This window comes from Variovorax brevis (assembly GCF_030317105.1).
Taxonomy (GTDB): domain Bacteria; phylum Pseudomonadota; class Gammaproteobacteria; order Burkholderiales; family Burkholderiaceae_C; genus Variovorax; species Variovorax brevis.
Map to the genome: position 1 here is coordinate 880,888 of NZ_JASZYG010000002.1, position 15,459 is coordinate 896,346.

The window sequence follows — 15,459 nt, forward strand, 5'->3', positions numbered from 1 at the left end:
ATGGACGCCACACCGCTCGACGCCTGCCACTGCTGCGAAGACCTCGGCGAGCCCGATGCGGTTCGCAACGACCCCGGGTTGCCCGCGCTGAGCTATCGCGTCGACACGCATCAGGGCTTCTATGCGCGGATGGTGCAAAGCCTGCCGCTGGCCCGTTCGGACGCCAACGACCCTGCATCGGGACGCCCACTGGCGCAACTGTTGACCCGCAGCAGCGACGATCCCACGGTGGCGCTGCTCGATGCATGCGCCTGCGTGGCCGACGTGCTGACCTTCTATCAGGAGCGCATCGCCAACGAGGGCTTCCTGCGCACCGCGACCGAGCGCCGCTCGGTGCTGGAACTGGCACGCGCGATCGGCTATGAACTCAAGCCCGGCGTGGCGGCCAGCGTGCACCTGTCCTTCATCGTGGAGGATGCGCCCGGCGCACCGGGCGTATGCACGCTCATCGCCGGCACGCCGGTGCAGAGCGTGCCGCCGCAAGACAAGCTGCCGCAGGTCTTCGAAACCAGCAACGACCTCGTGGCGCGCGCCGAGTGGAATGCCTTGCTGGCGCGGCAGGTGCGGCCGGCCGACCTCGCGATCATCGACGTGCCGTCGGCGAGCGCCACCGGCGGCGCCGGCACGCGCAAGGCGCTGGTGCTGCTGGGCCCCGTCGGCAGTTTTCCCGCGGGCACGCTGGACCTGCACACGGAGCTGCTGAGCGCGAGCCTGTTCCGCCTCGATCCCGGCTTGCCGGTCGATGCGAACGTGGACGCCATCGAAGTCAGCCGCGTCTTTTTCACGGAGGCGGCCAGCGGCATCGCGGGCGGCGACCTGCTGCTGTTCACTGCCAAGCGGGGCAGCGATCTTGTCAAGCTGGTGCAGCGCGCGGTGGAGGTGGTGGCCGAAACGGACCGCAAGCGCATCCGCGTCGACCTCGAGCATCTGCCCGACCCCGTCGCGCCGCTGCCGCCGCCCACGCCGATCTGGTACGTGCCCTATGCGATGACGCCGGTGCTGAGCTTTGCGCGACCGCAGATCACGGCCGTGCCTTTCGTGAGCAGCGCCCTGTCGACCACGGTGACCGCGCAGGCTTGGCGCGAGCGCGACCTGCAAGCCATGATCGGCATCCAGGGCTGGAGCGGCGCCAACCTCGTCAAGGCGATCTCGCAGCAACCGAGCGGCCCACCGGTGGCACCGGAGGCAGGAGCCTTCGCCTTCCGCACGAAGATGGGCTTCTTCGGCAGCAACGCGCCCAAGTGGGCCATCCTGCCCAACAGCACCAACACCAACGGCACCGCGTATGCGCAAGGCTGGGACGTGGGCGACAAGAGCAGCGGCAGCACCACGCTCACCGAGCCGCGCACCATCTGGACGGACTCGCAAGGCAGTGCCACCTCGCCCAGTGTCTTCCTGGAACGCGCCGTGCCCGAGGTACGCCGCGGCGGCTGGGTCATCATCGATGCGCCCGAGGTGGCGGCCGAGGCCTACAGCGTGTTCGATGCGCGCGAATCCTCGCGTGCGGACTACGGCTTGTCGGGCCGCGCGATGGCACTCACGCTCGCCACCGATGCAGGGCAGGTGTTGTCGCCCAAGCCGACGACCAAGTTCCCGTTTCGAAGCAGCACAGCCTATGTGGCCAGCCGCAAGCTGAATTTTGCGGACCTGCCCATCGACGCGCCGGTCGGCCCGGGCGACACGGCCATCGAACTCGACCGCATGGTGCTGGGCCTGCCCATCGGCCAGCCCATTGCGTTGACCGGCCAGCGCTTCGACCTGCCGGGTGTCGATGCGGCCGAGATCGCCGTGCTGGCGGACGTGGTGCATGCGAACGGCCGCAGCACGCTGGTCTTGCGCACCGGCCTCGTTTATTCCTACCAGCGGGCCACGCTGCGCATCAGCGCCAACGTCGTGCACGCCACGCACGGCGAGAGCGTGCGTGAGGTGCTGGGCAACGGCGACGCGTCGCGGCCCAACCAGCGCTTCACCCTGAAGAAGCCGCCGACGACCTTCCTCTCCGCGCCAACGCCCAGCGGTGTGCAGAGCACGCTGGAAGTGCGCGTCAACGGCGTGCGTTGGGACGAAGTGCCTTCGCTCTACGGCGTCGCTCCTGATGCGCCGGTGTACGCCACGCGCGTCGATGACGATGCGAAGATGGAACTCACCTTTGGCGATGGCGTGCAGGGTGCGCGCCTTCCCACGGGGCAGGTCAACGTCGCAGCGAAGTACCGCAGCGGCATCGGCCCGGATGGCGAAGTGAATGCCGGCGCGATCACCATGCTGCGCGCGATGCCGCTCGGCCTGCGCGGAGTGACCAATGCCGTGCCATCCACCGGCGCCGAAGGCCCCGAGAAGCTCGCCGACGCGCGGCGCAACGCACCGCTCACGCTACTGACCTTCGAGCGCGTGGTTTCCCTGCTCGACTACGAGGACTTCGCACGCGCCTTTCCCGGCATCGGCAAGGCGCGTGGCGACGTGCTGTGGGTCGATGGTGCCTCGCTGGTCTACCTCACGGTGGCGGGCGCCACGGGCGGCGCGCCGGGTGGCGATGTGCTGACGAACCTGGCGGGCGCCATCCGCGGAGCCAGCGATCCGTCGCAGCGCTTCCTGTCCGGCGCTTATGCGCAGCGTTACTTCAGCCTCGGCGCCAAGGTGCTGGTCGATGGCCGCTACATCGCCGCCGACGTGCTCGATGCGGTGCAGGCCACGCTTCTGGCGGGCTTCGGCTTCGAGGCGCGCAGCCTGGGGCAGTCGGTGACGGCCGCCGAAGTGGTGGCGCTGATGCACACCGTGCCCGGCGTGGTGGCGGTCGATCTCGATTCGCTGCTGCCCTACACCGACGAACCGCCGCCCGCGAACACCGCGCCCACGGCCGTGCCGGCTTTCGGCGCACGTTGGGACGCGGCCACGCGCACGGCCACCCCGGCCGAGTTGTTGTTGATCAATCCGGCGGCTGTCGCGCTGGTGGAGATGGCGTCATGAGCATTGCGATGCCCGAGCGGCTCTACAAGCTCTTGCCGGCTGTTCAGCGCGTGCGCGACGCGCAGCAAGGCGAACCGCTGCGCGCCTTGCTCGCCATCATCGAAGGCGAACTGGAGCGCATCGAGGCCGACACCGCCAACCTCTACGACAACTGGTTCATCGAGACCTGCGACGAATGGGTGGTGCCCTACATCGGCGACCTGCTCGGCGTGCGGCCCATTCGCGCGGTGGAGTCGGCGGGCGTGAGTGCGCGCGCCTATGTCGCCAACACCATCGCGTACCGTCGCCGCAAGGGCACGGCCGTGGTGCTGGAGCAGTTGGCCCGCGACACCACGGGCTGGCCCGCCCGCGCGGTGGAGTTCTTCACGCGCCTGGCCACCACGCAGCACATGAACCACGTGCGAAGCGCGCCGCCCGCCACGCCGGGCATCCGCAACGCTGCCACTGCGGAGCTGGTCGACACCGCCTTCGACGGCTTCGGCCACACCGCCGACGTGCGCCGCGCCGCCACGCGGGGTGGCCGCTACAACATCCCCAACGTCGGCCTCTTCCTCTGGCGCCTGCGCAGCTACGCCGTCGGCGCCGGCGCGCCCGGCGACGAGTCGCCCGACTTTGCGAGCGCGCGCGACATGGGCGGCTGGTGGAGCATCCACCCCACGGGTTGCGATTCGCCGCTCTTCAACCAGCCGCGCACCGAGACCACCATCACGCATCTGGCGGAAGAAGACAACGTGCCCGGCGCGCTGCGGCGCCTGGCCCTCCACGCCGAGTTCGAGCGCATGCGCCAGGGTGTCAACACGCCGCCGCCGCGCTTCATGACCGACACCGATCCGGTGCTGCGCGTATGGGCACGGCTCGATGGTGAAAGCACGCCGCAGGAAGTGCAGCGACGGGACATGTACATCTGCAACATCCCCTACGATGTGCAGCTTGCATCGCCCGTGCCGCGCGCGCTGGCGCTCGATCCGGAGCGCGGCAGGCTCGCGTTCCCCGTCGGGCTGGATGTGCGCGAAGTGTGGGTGCAAAGCAGCTACGGTTTCTCCGGCGACATGGGCGGCGGCCCCTATGACCGCAGCGCCTCGGTGCGCGAGGCCAACCAGTCGGTGGCCATCGAGATCTCCGCGGCTGGCGACGTGGGCGGCTTCTTCGACCCGGGCGTGTGGCAGGCCGGCGTGTCGCACCTGTTGCCTGATGATGGCAGCGGCACGCTCTTCCCATCGCTGCGCGAGGCGGTCGAGGCGTGGAACCTTCAACCGCCCGGACGCACCGGCGTCATCGTGATGATGGACAGCCTGACGGACACCGACATGCCGGGCAGCCCCTCAGCGCCGCTCGAGATCGGGATTGCCGAACGCTCGCAACTGTTGATCGTCGCCGGCGAATGGCCCTTGCAGCCGATTGCAGGCGCGCCGCCCGGCAGCGTCGAACGGGTGCCGGGGCGCTTCGATGCGCAGCAGATCCGCGCGCACGTCATCGGCGACGTCACGGTGCGCGGCACCGCGCCCGACGCCAGCGCCAATGCCGGTGCGTGTTTCATCAACGGCCTGTTGATCGAAGGGCAACTCATCGTCGCGCCGGGCCAGTTGGCCACGCTGGCACTGGCGCATTGCAGCCTGATTCCCGGCAGCGGGGCGCTCGTGGTGCAGCCCGGCGGCAACGAGCGGCTGACGCTCACGGTGGACAAGTCCATCTGCGCCGCCATCCAGGTGCCGGGCCCGATCCGCGGTATCGCGGTGGCCGACAGCATCGTGGGCACCGACAACGGCTCGCCGGACCTGAGCCTGGACGCGCCCGCGACCGAACTGGGACTGGAGCGCAGCAGCTTCTTCGGCGCGGTGGTGGCGCTCAGCCTCTCGGCGTCGGACTGCATCTTCAGCGAGCCGGTGCAGGCCCTGCGCCGGCAGACGGGCTGCGTGCGCTTTTGCTATGTGCCGCCATCGTCCACCGTGCCGCGCCGCTACCGCTGCCAGCCGCAACTGGAAACGACGACGCGGCTCGACGCATTGCACGCCAGCGCGGCGCAGGAAGGCCGCGTGGCAACCAAGGCGGAAGAAGACGCCATCACCGCCGAAGTGGCTGCGCTCATCCGCCCGCTCTTCGTGTCGCGACAGTACGGCGACCCCGGCTTCGGCCAGCTGGAACTGCGTTGCGCCACGCAGATCCGCACGGGCGCGGAAAGCGGCGCCGAGATGGGCGCCTTCGAATTCCTCAAGCAGCCGCAGCGCGAAGCCAACCTGCGTGGTGCGCTCGACGAGTACTTGCGTTTCGGTCTGGAAGCAGGCCTTTTCTTTTCTACCTGAGGCAAAGGACCGGCCATGAAAGGCGACCTCTCCAGCAACACCTACAAGCGCAGCGCGCACTACAGCGCGGTGCGCATGCAGCAAGGCCGCGTCATCACCGACGCCGATTTCAACGAGCAGGCAGACATCACCCGCCATCGCGACGAACGCCTGGCGCGCGACGTGGTCGGCCGGTGCGGCGCGCCGATGGACAACGCCGGCTTTGCGCTCACCGCGGAAACCAACGCGCTGTCGGTTCTGGCGCTCAACGCCAACGTGGCCTGGATCACCGCCGAAGACGGCGTGCTGCTGCGCACCACCAACAACGGCGCCACCTGGGCGCTGACCGATCTGGACACCACCGCGCAGATGCGCGCGGCCGGCCACGCCGGCAACGTGGGCTGGGCCGTGGGCGACGGCGGCACCGTGCGCAAGACCAGCAACCAGGGCGCGAGCTGGATCGCACAGGATGCCGGCACGCTGGCCACGCTGCGCGGCGTCTCGGTGTTCGACGCCACCCATGCGTGGGCGGTGGGCGATGGCGGTGTGGTCGTGGCCACGAGCGACGGCGGCGCCAACTGGTCGCTGGCCAAGACCGAGGCAGCGCGCCTGTACGCCGTGGCCTTCACCGACGAGTTCAACGGCTTGGCCGTCGGGCAGGCGGGCGCCATCGAGTCCACCGTGGACGGCGGCGAGACGTGGACCACGGTTGACAGCGGCACCGACGCGCACCTTCGCGCACTGACCATGGCCGGCACCACGCTGGCATGGGCGGCAGGCAGCAACGGCACCATCCTGCGCAGCGAAGACGGTGGCGCGACATGGCTCGCCGGCAGCACGCCGGTGACCAACACGCTCCATGCCATCGCCTTCCGCGACGCCGAAGAAGGCTGGGCGGTGGGCGAGAGCGGCACCGTGCTGCACAGCGTGGACGGCGGCGCCACATGGACGCTGGAAGACGCCGGCACCGGGGCCACCCTGCGCGGCCTGTCGATCTTCACGGGCAGTGCGCCCTGGGCGGTGGGCGATGCATCGACCGCGCTGCGCCTGGGCGGTGGATCGCCCGACGTGGTGGATGTGGCCTTGCCGGCCGTCAATCTCTCGATCGGCCCGGGGCGCTACTACGTCGACGGCACGATGTGTGAGCTGGATGAGCGCGCCTCTTTCGCGCACCAATCCGACGGCGGCGCGCCGCAGCGGCTTGCGCCGGGCGAGTACATCGTCTACATCGACGCCTGGCAGCGCCATATCTCCAGCCTGGAAGCGCCTGAGATCCGCGAGGTGGCGCTGGGCGGGCCCGACACGGCCACGCGCGGCAAGACCATCGCGCAGGTGCGCACGCTGGCCTTGCCGTCGTCCAGCCCCTCGGACTGGAATTGCGATTCGAGCGTGCCGGACTGGGAAGATCTCATCAACGCCGCGAAGCCGCGCATGGCGGCGCGTGCCGAACCGCAACTGGCCTCGACCAACCTGTGCGACATCGCCGCCACCGCGGGCTTTCGGCGCCTGAAGAACCAGCTCTATCGCGTCGAAGTGCACACGGGTGGCGCGAGCCCCACCTTCAAGTGGTCGCGCGAGAACGGATCGGTTGCCTACGCCGTCACCGCTGTCAGCGTGGACACCGCGCAGCAACAGACCGTCGTGCGCGTGGCCGCACGCGGGCGTGACGCCAACCTCGACGTGTCGGTGCACGACCGGCTGGAGCTGGTCGACGACGATGCCGAACTCGGCAACCGCGCCGGCGTGCTCTTCGAGTACCTCAATGACGGCGATGACGAACTGGAACTGGTGCTCGCCGGCGTGCCCGGCGGCCCGCTCGGCCAGGACCTTGCCAAGCACCCCGTGCTGCGCCGTTGGGACCATCACCCCACGACCGCCGGCGACAACGCGCTGCCCATCGTAGAAGGCACGTGGATCGACCTGGAAGAGGGCGTGCAGGTGCGCTTCGAGGCGGGCGGCGTGTACCGGCCCGGCGACTACTGGCAGATCCCCGCGCGCACCATCACCGCCGACGTCGAATGGCCGCGGACGGACGACGGCGACCCCGTCGCGCAGACACCGGCCGGCATTGCCGACGCTTACTGCCGTCTCGGCATCGTCGAAGTCGATGCCGACGGCACCTTGACCGTCACCAGCGATTGCCGCGAACTCTTTCCACCGCTCACCGCGATGGAGCAACTGTTGTACGTGTCCGGAGACGGGCAGGACGTGTTGCCGAACACGCTCCTGCCGCAACCCTTGGCGGTGCGCGTGGCGCGCGGCAGCGTGCCGGTGAAGGGCATGCGCATCCGCTTCGATGTCGACACGGGCGGCGGGCGCGTCGGTGCCGGCACGGGCGGCTCACCCGTTGCGTTCGAAACCACGACCGATGACGAAGGCCAGGCCTCATGCCGCTGGACGCTCGGGCCGGGCTCCACCGCACCGAGCCGCTATCAGCGCGTGCGTGCCACGCTGCTCAATGCGGACGGCGAGCCCTTTCCGGGACAGCAGGTTGTCTTCTGCGCAACCGGATCACCGGCCGTGCAAGGCGGTGGTCGCGCGGGATGCGACATCACCATCGGCCGCGGCGGCGACTTCGAACGGCTGGACAGCGAGGTGCTCAGGCGCATCCTCGCCGAGGGTGACGGCGCCGCCTGCATCTGCTTCATGCCGGGCACGCACGCCATCGAGCGCCTGGACGCGGAGGCGGCCAACCGGGCTGGTCGCCTGAGCCTGCACGGCTGTGGACATGCATCGCTGATTCGCCTGGCAGCACCCATCTCCTTCAGCGGATTTGCGTCGGTGCAGATCCGCGACCTGGTGATGGCGGCGACGGCCGAAGCGGCCGTCGTCTTCAAGGAGAACGCCGAGATCCGGCTTGAATCGCTCTCGGTTGCGCGGCCGAGATCGCCGCAGGCCCAACCCGTGGTGCAGATCTCCGCGGCGCAGCGCGTGAGCATGGTCGATTGCGACGTGCGCACGGTGTTCCCCGCAGTGGCCGTGGTGCTGGAGGGCATCACCGGCACCTGCCAGATGCTGAACAACCGCATCGTCGGCGTGCTGAGCTTCTATGGCGACCCCGGCAACCTGCCGAACAACGAACTTCTGCTGCGGCTCAATTCCATCCTGAACGACCCCACGGGCGCGGCGCCGCCGCGGCTGGAGCCGGGCGCGCAGGAGCTCAAGTTCTGCGACAACACGGTGTCGCTGCTGGCGATAGGCGCTGGCGTGATTTCGGGGCTGATCGAGCAGCGCGCAGCGACGGGCTTGTTTGAAACGGCGACGATCACCGGCAACACGATCGAGCAGTCACTCAACCTGTTCATTGCGAGCCGCATGGCGGTGGTGTCCAACTGCACGTGGACCGCGTCGCCGACGGCGCAGGGTGTTCCCTACGGATTGATCGGGGCGGAGCGCGCGATTGCCAGCGGCAATATCACGATGCTGCAAGCGCGCAGGGACCTGCCACTGATCTTCGGCGCGCGGGCCTTCGACAAGGCGGCCAACGTGGCGGTGATCCAGCCCTGAGGAGTGTCCGATGCGCTGGTGGGCCGTTCTTGTTGCGCACAGCGCGGCGCGCAGTGTGAAGGTGACGCAATGAGCGCGGTGATGGCGCAGCCCAACGCTTTCGCTGCCTTCGTGGCGTACCGCGATCGGCACGTCGGCGAAAGCATCGTCGTGTGCGGGTGTGGTGCTTCGCTGGCCTTGCTGCGGCGGCCTGAACGCTTCGTGACCATCGGGGTCAACGACGTGGGGCGGTGCTTCACGCCGGACTATCTGGTGGTGCTGAACGAGAAGCGGCAGTTCACGGCCGAGCGTTACGCGCATGTGGAAGGCTCGTTGGCGTCGGCGGTGTTTTCGCAGCTGGCATTGGCGCATCCGCGTACGGTGCGCTTCCGGTTGGGGCGGCGTGGTGGCACTGGCGGCGGGGACCCGGAGTGCCTGGACTACAGCAACAACTCGCCTTATGTCGCGGTGAACCTTGCACGGCACATGGGGGCGCGGCGCATCGGCGTGATCGGGGTGGACTTCGATGATGCGCGGCATCCGCTGGCGAAGCAGTTGCCGCAGATTGAGCGCGAGTTTGCTGCGTTGGTGCAGGCTTGTGCGAAGGAGGGTGTGGAGGTGGTCAATCTGAGCCCGACGAGCCGGTTGACTTCGCTGCCGCGGGTGGATCTTGATACGTGGGCTGGACGCCTTCCTCCCTCGCCCGGTCTTGCTCCCTCGCCCCTCCGGGGAGAGGGCTGGGGTGAGGGGCACCGCGCCTGTCCATCGCCTCGCCATATCAACCGCCCGGTGCCCTCACCCCAACCCTCTCCCGGAGGGAGAGGGAGTGAATGCCGGGTCTTCTTTGTGCACTACAAGTTCCTCTCGTGCGGCACGGTGTTCGAGACCGGCTTGCGCGAAGCAGCCAACACGCTCGGCGTAACGCACGAGCATGCCGACTGGAGCGATCCGCAGTTGCCGCAGAAAGTGGAGCGGTTCAGGCCCGATCTTCTTTTCGTCGTGCATGGCCGGCGCTTTGTGCAGCGCTGGGGTGATCGCTTCAAGCAGTGGCGATCGGCCGTGTGGCTGCTCGACGAGCCCTATGAAGTGGACGATACGGCCGCGTGGTCCGGGCACTTCGATTGCGTGTTCGTGAACGATCCATCGACTCTTGCGCGCCATCGGCATGCGCATGCCTTGCCGGTGGCCTATGCACCGGCGTTGCACCATCCGCCCGACAAGGGCAGCGCCGCGCGCCGCTATCGCGTGGGCTTCGTCGGCGGCGCGAATCCGTCGCGAGAGCGCCTTCTTGCCGGCCTCGCGCGACGCGGCCTGCTCGACTACGTCGTCGGCGGGCCGTGGCGCGAGGCACGTCTCGGCGCCATCTGCCTCAGCGCCAACATCCCAGCGGAAGAAACGGCCGCGCTCTATCGCGACACCCAAATCGTCATCAACGTCTTTCGCGACCGGCATCACTACAACCGCGAGGCGCTGGGCGCCACGACGATGAACCCGCGCATTGCCGAGGCGCTGGCCTGCGGCGCGCTGGTGCTCAGCGAGCCGCGCAGTGCGCTGACCGAAGCGGTGCCGGAGTTGCCCACTTTCACCGACGAGGAGCAGGCCGCCGCCTTGCTCCAGCGATTCCTTTCCAACCCGGATGAGATGCAACGGGTGCAACACGCCTGCGCCGCCCGGCTTGCCGATGCCACCTATGCCGAGCGATTGAGGAGCGTCATGGAAATTGCACTTGAACGGCCCGTTGCGCGGCCTGCATTCGACGTCGAGCCGCCGAGCCAACCTACCCTTGCGCCCCAGATCACGCAGACCGCCGCACCGACGCGCGCCTTCGACGACGACTGGCTCGACCTCGGCGAAGTCGCGCGCATCGACGCCACGACGAACGGCATCCTCATCGAACCCGGCCCGCTGCGTGGCGCCGCCGCGGAGCGTGGCCTCGCCAGCAAGACGCGCTTCGATGCCGTCGACCTGAGCTTCGAAGCCTGCCTGTCGCCGGGCGCGTGCCTGCTCGCCAAGGTGCATCAGGCCGATCAGCTGGACCAGTCGAGCAACTCGTATCACCTGTGGATCGACGAGCGGCGCGCCTATCTTGCGCGCCACCGCCACGTGTTCCGCAAGTTCGAAGCGCCCCGGCGCCATGAATGGGTTCGCCTGCGCATCGTGTGCCGCGAGGGCGTTCTTTCTCTCTATCGCAACGACCAGTTGCTGCACCGGGTGCGCGATGCGATGCTTGTGCGCGGACATGCCTTCATCGGCGCACAGGGCGGGGCGGTCCAGGTGCGGCAGCTGAGCATCTCGGTGCCGGAGGTCGGGGTGCAACATCGTCCGCTCAAGTTGGCTGATGATGACGCCGCGGATGTGCTGCGCGCCATCGAGGTGGCGCCGCCGCGCCTGTCGATCATCACCACCGTGTACGACCGCACGCAGTGTCTTGAGCGCTGCATCGCGTCGGTGAAGCGGCTGCGCTTTCGCAACTACGAACACATCATCGTGGCCGACCATCCGCCGGAAGACGTCATGGCGCGCGTCGCCGACATCGTGGAGGCGGCGGACGACGCGCGCATCGGCCTCATCAACCTGCGTGAGCGGCACAACGACTGGGGCATCGCGCCAGCTGCCGTGGGCTTGCGGCGGGCGCGGGGTGAGTATCTGTGCTTCCTGTCCGACGACAACGGCTACACGCCGGACCACGCGGACAACCTCATTCGCGTACTCGATGCCGAGCCGACGCTGGGCTTTGCCTACAGCTCCTGCCGCTATGACGGGCGACTTGTGCTGAGCCACCCCGTGCCGCGTCCGGCGCGCATCGACCTGGGCCAGCCCATGTTCCGACGCGAGTTGTTCGAGCTGCACCTGGGCGATGACCTGCCCTTCGACATGATGGCGTGGGACTGGTACTTGATCGACGCCCTGATGCGCCGCGGCGTGCGCTGGCGCCACGTGGACCGGCAGAGCTTCATCTTCCGGCTCGCGAAGTACCCGCAGTTGATGGCATCGTGATCTCGTACTGCATCGCCATGTACCGGCCGACGTACGCGCGGCTGTTGCTGCATGAACTGGCGAACAAGACGAGCGTGCCTTACGAGATTCTTGCGTGGCTGAACGTCGAGGACGATGCGCTGGATGCCGACATCGCATCGGCAAGCAAGGCAGGCGTGCCGGTGCGCGTCGTGGGCCGCTCGCCGCAGAACATCGGCATGCTGGCCTTCAGGCAACTGTTTCGTGCCGCGAAGTATCCGCTCGTGGCGCAGATCGACGATGACGTGGTGTGCATCTCGCGCGGCATGGCGCAGCGCGCAGACCGCATCTTCAAGCGATACCCCAAAGTGCGCCAGCTGGTGGCCGATGTGTGGCAGGACGAATTCACCACGGGCGCCCGTCCTCCCATGTCGGCTTACACCGCTTTCGTTGCGGACGCGGGGCTTTACATCGGCCCGATCGACGGGTGGTTTTCGATCTACCACCGCTCGGTGTTGCCCATGCTGCTGTCGTTGCCGGCGTCGCCTTATTTCAACCTTGGCAGCGCGGCGTGCGGGCGCCTGGCGCAACGGGGATTGCTCGGCTTGCTCGACCGTGGCATGAAGGTCTTTCATGTCGTAGGGCCGGCCTACGCCGAGGCGTTCGGCATGCTGGACTTCGAGATAGAGAAGTACCGCGGGCAGGGCCGTCAGGAGATCGTCGACTGGTACGAGCGTGAGCGTTGTGTGGGCGGCGCCAACGCCGGGGATGCCCGGCACGCCCAGGATTGGGCGGGCCGAATCAACGCGATCCGCGAAGCGCTCGACGTGGCTACTTGAGCTTCTTGTCTTCCCGCTTGGCCTCTTCCATCGCCTCGGGTTCCAGCTCTTCCGCATAGCGGTTCATGCGGATGAACAGGCCCCAGCCGGCCAGCAGCACACCTACCGCGCACACGACGGCCGAAGCGTGCAGCAGCAACTCCGGAACCTCGCGCGCCTTGAAGGTGGCGACCAGCGCCTCCACCGCGATGGCGACCACGATGACCACCATGAAGCGCGACAGGAAGCGCCGCACCCGCGTGGGCGCGCTGATGTGGGCGTCGCGGATCACTTCTTCCTCGGCGATGGTTTGCGAGATCTGCATCGCGACGACAGCCGCGGCCAGCACGCCGACCGCCTCGATGATGGCCTCCGCCGTGGCGGCGTCCCATTCGCCGGCAAAGGCGTTCCAGCCCGAGCGGGCCGACACGGCGATGAGCAGCAAGCCGGCGCCGGCGAACAAGAGCGCCATGAAGGCGTGGGCGACGGAGTAGAGGCGAAGGATGAGTTTCATTTTTGTATGTCTCCGGGGCAACGCCGCAGATGTACACGATGTTTCAGCGCGTCCGGCATTTGCGCGCTCGAATCGGGGCGCTGTCTGACAAGCGGCGCATGGCGCGAGGCCCATCTTGTCTTTGTGGCGAGGTGCCACGCAACCAAGGAAATGGCAATGAATGAAGATCAAGTGAAGGGTTCGCTCGAAAAGGCCAAGGGCAGCATCAAGCAGACCGTGGGCAAGGCCGTGGGCAACGAAAAGATGCAGGTCGAAGGGGCAGTCGACAAGGTCGCCGGCCAGGCGCAAAAGACCGCTGGCGACGTTCGCGAAGCCACCAAGGACGCGCTGAAGGAAACCAGCAAGAAGGTATGAAACCCCCATCTGCCTTGATTCCCCGAGGCAAACCACTTCCCAAAGCCCCGGCGCCGCGCGTCGGGGCTTTTTTCATGGCGAAGGCGCATACTTGGTAAGAAGAAAGCAGTCATCCAGGCGCTGCGACACCCGGTGGAAAACATGAGCACAACCACGCACCCGTCTGCCGAGACTCCGGATGGCCACGCACCGCAGCATGGCGGCATGCCCGGCCTGGCGTTGTCGGCCATCGGCGTTGTGTTCGGCGACATCGGCACCAGCCCGCTCTACACCATGAAAACGGTGTTCGACCCGGCCAACGGATTGCCGCTGGAACCCGCCAACATCGTGGGCGTCATCTCGCTGATCTTCTGGTCGCTCATGGTGGTGGTCTCGCTCAAGTACGTCACGCTCATCATGCGGGCCAACAACCACGGCGAGGGCGGCATCATGGCCTTGCTGGCGCTCGCGTCGTCGTCCGTGCGCGACCGGCCGCGCCTGCGCCATGGCCTGCTGATGTTCGGCGTGTTCGGTGCGGCGCTTTTCTATGGCGACGGCGTCATCACGCCGGCCATCTCCGTGCTGAGCGCGGTGGAGGGACTGGAGATTGCCACCCCGCGTCTCGCGCCCTATGTCGTGCCGATCACGCTCGGCGTGCTCGTGGTGCTGTTCGTCGCGCAGAAGTGGGGCACGTCGGGCATTGGCGCCGTGTTCGGACCGGTGATGGTGGCGTGGTTCGGCGTGCTGGCCATCAGCGGGGTGATGCATCTGGTGGGCACGCCCGCGGTGCTGCAGGCGCTCAATCCGCTCGCCGGACTGGCCTTTGGCATGCATCACGGCTGGCTGGCCTTCATTGCACTGGGTTCCGTGGTGCTCGCGCTCACGGGGGCCGAGGCGCTGTATGCCGACATGGGGCATTTCGGCGCCGCGCCCATTCGCTGGTCGTGGTTCATGCTGGTGTTTCCGGCGCTGGCGCTGAACTACCTGGGGCAGGGCGCCTTGCTGCTGCGCGAACCGGACGCACTGGTCAATCCCTTCTTTCACATGTACCCCAAGTGGGCGCTGGTGCCCATGGTCGTGCTGGCAACTGTTGCCACGGTGATCGCGTCGCAGGCCGTGATCTCCGGCACCTATTCGATGACGCGACAGGCGATACAACTGGGCTTTCTGCCGCGCATGAAAGTGATGCACACCTCCGAGGCGCAGATGGGGCAGATCTACGTGCCGGCCATCAACTGGATGCTGCTGGCGGCCGTGCTGCTGGCGGTGGTGGGCTTCGGCTCGTCGGCCAACCTCGGCGCGGCCTATGGCATTGCGGTGACCGGCACCATGCTCATCACCACGTGCCTGACCTTCTATGTGGTCCGCTACGCGTGGAACTACGACTGGTGGTTGTGCGTGGGCGCGACGGGCTTCTTCTTCGTGATCGACCTGGCCTTCTTCTCGGCCAACCTGCTGAAGATCACGCAGGGCGGCTGGTTTCCGCTGCTCATCGGCATGCTCATTTTCACGGTGATGGCGACCTGGGGGCGTGGTCGCCAGATGATGCTGGACGAGGCGCGCGCCCGAGCCGGCGCGACGCCGCTCAAACCCTTCATGGATTCGCTGCTGGCGCGCTCGCCGGTACGCGTGGGCGGCACGGCCATCTTCATGTCGATTGACCCTGGCGTGGTGCCGCATGCGCTGCTCAACAACCTGGAGCACAACGCGGTGCTGCACGAGCGCGTGCTGTTCGTGACGGTGACCAACCGGTCGATTCCCTATGTGCCCAGCGCAAGGCGTGTCACCGTCACGCCGCTGGCGCCCGACTGCTTCCAGGTCACCATCGAGTACGGGTTCAAGGACGAGATCGACGTGCCGCTGGCGCTGGAGGCCTGCGCGCCGCTGGGCTTGCGGCTGGAGCCTGCGCGCAGTTCCTATTTCCTGAGCCGTGCGACCGTCGTGCCGACGCTTGGCGAGGGCATGCCTCTGTGGCGCGAAAAGCTGTTCGCGACCATGGCCCACAACATCGGCAATGCGGCGGACTACCTCAAGCTGCCGGCCAGCCGCGTGATCGAGTTGGGAACGCGCGTCGAGATCTGAGGCGGCGCCGCGCCCGTTGGCGATCCGC

At 67.8% G+C, this 15,459-nt stretch carries 8 protein-coding genes; 7 read left to right on the forward strand and 1 reads right to left on the reverse strand.

The features are described from left to right. The 5 genes from QTI66_RS08730 to QTI66_RS08750 all read left to right on the forward strand — a co-directional run bounded on the left by QTI66_RS08730 (position 1) and on the right by QTI66_RS08750 (position 12,523). Entirely contained in the window at positions 1 to 2,964 is a 2,964-nt protein-coding gene (locus QTI66_RS08730; RefSeq protein WP_286558954.1) for a baseplate J/gp47 family protein, read from the forward strand. Continuing rightward, positions 2,961 to 5,264, forward strand: a complete 2,304-nt coding sequence (locus tag QTI66_RS08735; protein WP_286558956.1) for a hypothetical protein — start codon at positions 2,961 to 2,963, stop codon at positions 5,262 to 5,264. The genes QTI66_RS08730 and QTI66_RS08735 overlap by 4 nt, the downstream gene beginning before the upstream one ends. Before the next feature lie 15 nt (positions 5,265 to 5,279). Beyond that, complete coding sequence (locus QTI66_RS08740; protein WP_286558957.1) at positions 5,280 to 8,750, forward strand: DUF6519 domain-containing protein; 3,471 nt, start codon at positions 5,280 to 5,282, stop codon at positions 8,748 to 8,750. Between the two features lie 81 nt (positions 8,751 to 8,831). Next, the gene (locus QTI66_RS08745; protein WP_286558959.1) at positions 8,832 to 11,726 is read left to right on the forward strand and encodes a glycosyltransferase family protein; all 2,895 of its coding nucleotides are present in this window, start codon (positions 8,832 to 8,834) and stop codon (positions 11,724 to 11,726) included. Further along, positions 11,723 to 12,523 carry a glycosyltransferase family 2 protein gene (locus QTI66_RS08750; RefSeq protein WP_286558961.1) on the forward strand — a complete coding sequence of 267 codons (801 nt, stop codon included), beginning with the start codon at positions 11,723 to 11,725 and terminating at the stop codon, positions 12,521 to 12,523. Before QTI66_RS08745 ends, QTI66_RS08750 begins: the two co-directional genes overlap by 4 nt. Here QTI66_RS08750 and QTI66_RS08755 read toward each other — a convergent pair. Next, complete coding sequence (locus QTI66_RS08755) at positions 12,516 to 13,016, reverse strand: hypothetical protein (RefSeq protein ID WP_286558963.1); 501 nt, start codon at positions 13,014 to 13,016, stop codon at positions 12,516 to 12,518. The two genes, QTI66_RS08750 and QTI66_RS08755, sit on opposite strands and share 8 nt — an antisense overlap. Before the next feature lie 156 nt (positions 13,017 to 13,172). Here QTI66_RS08755 and QTI66_RS08760 point away from each other — a divergent pair, with 156 nt between their 5' ends. Continuing rightward, complete coding sequence (locus QTI66_RS08760; protein ID WP_286558965.1) at positions 13,173 to 13,370, forward strand: CsbD family protein; 198 nt, start codon at positions 13,173 to 13,175, stop codon at positions 13,368 to 13,370. A gap of 204 nt (positions 13,371 to 13,574) precedes the next feature. After that, positions 13,575 to 15,431: a potassium transporter Kup gene (locus QTI66_RS08765; protein WP_286559064.1), complete on the forward strand. Its 1,857-nt coding sequence runs from the start codon at positions 13,575 to 13,577 to the stop codon at positions 15,429 to 15,431. Positions 15,432 to 15,459: the final 28 nt, after the last annotated feature.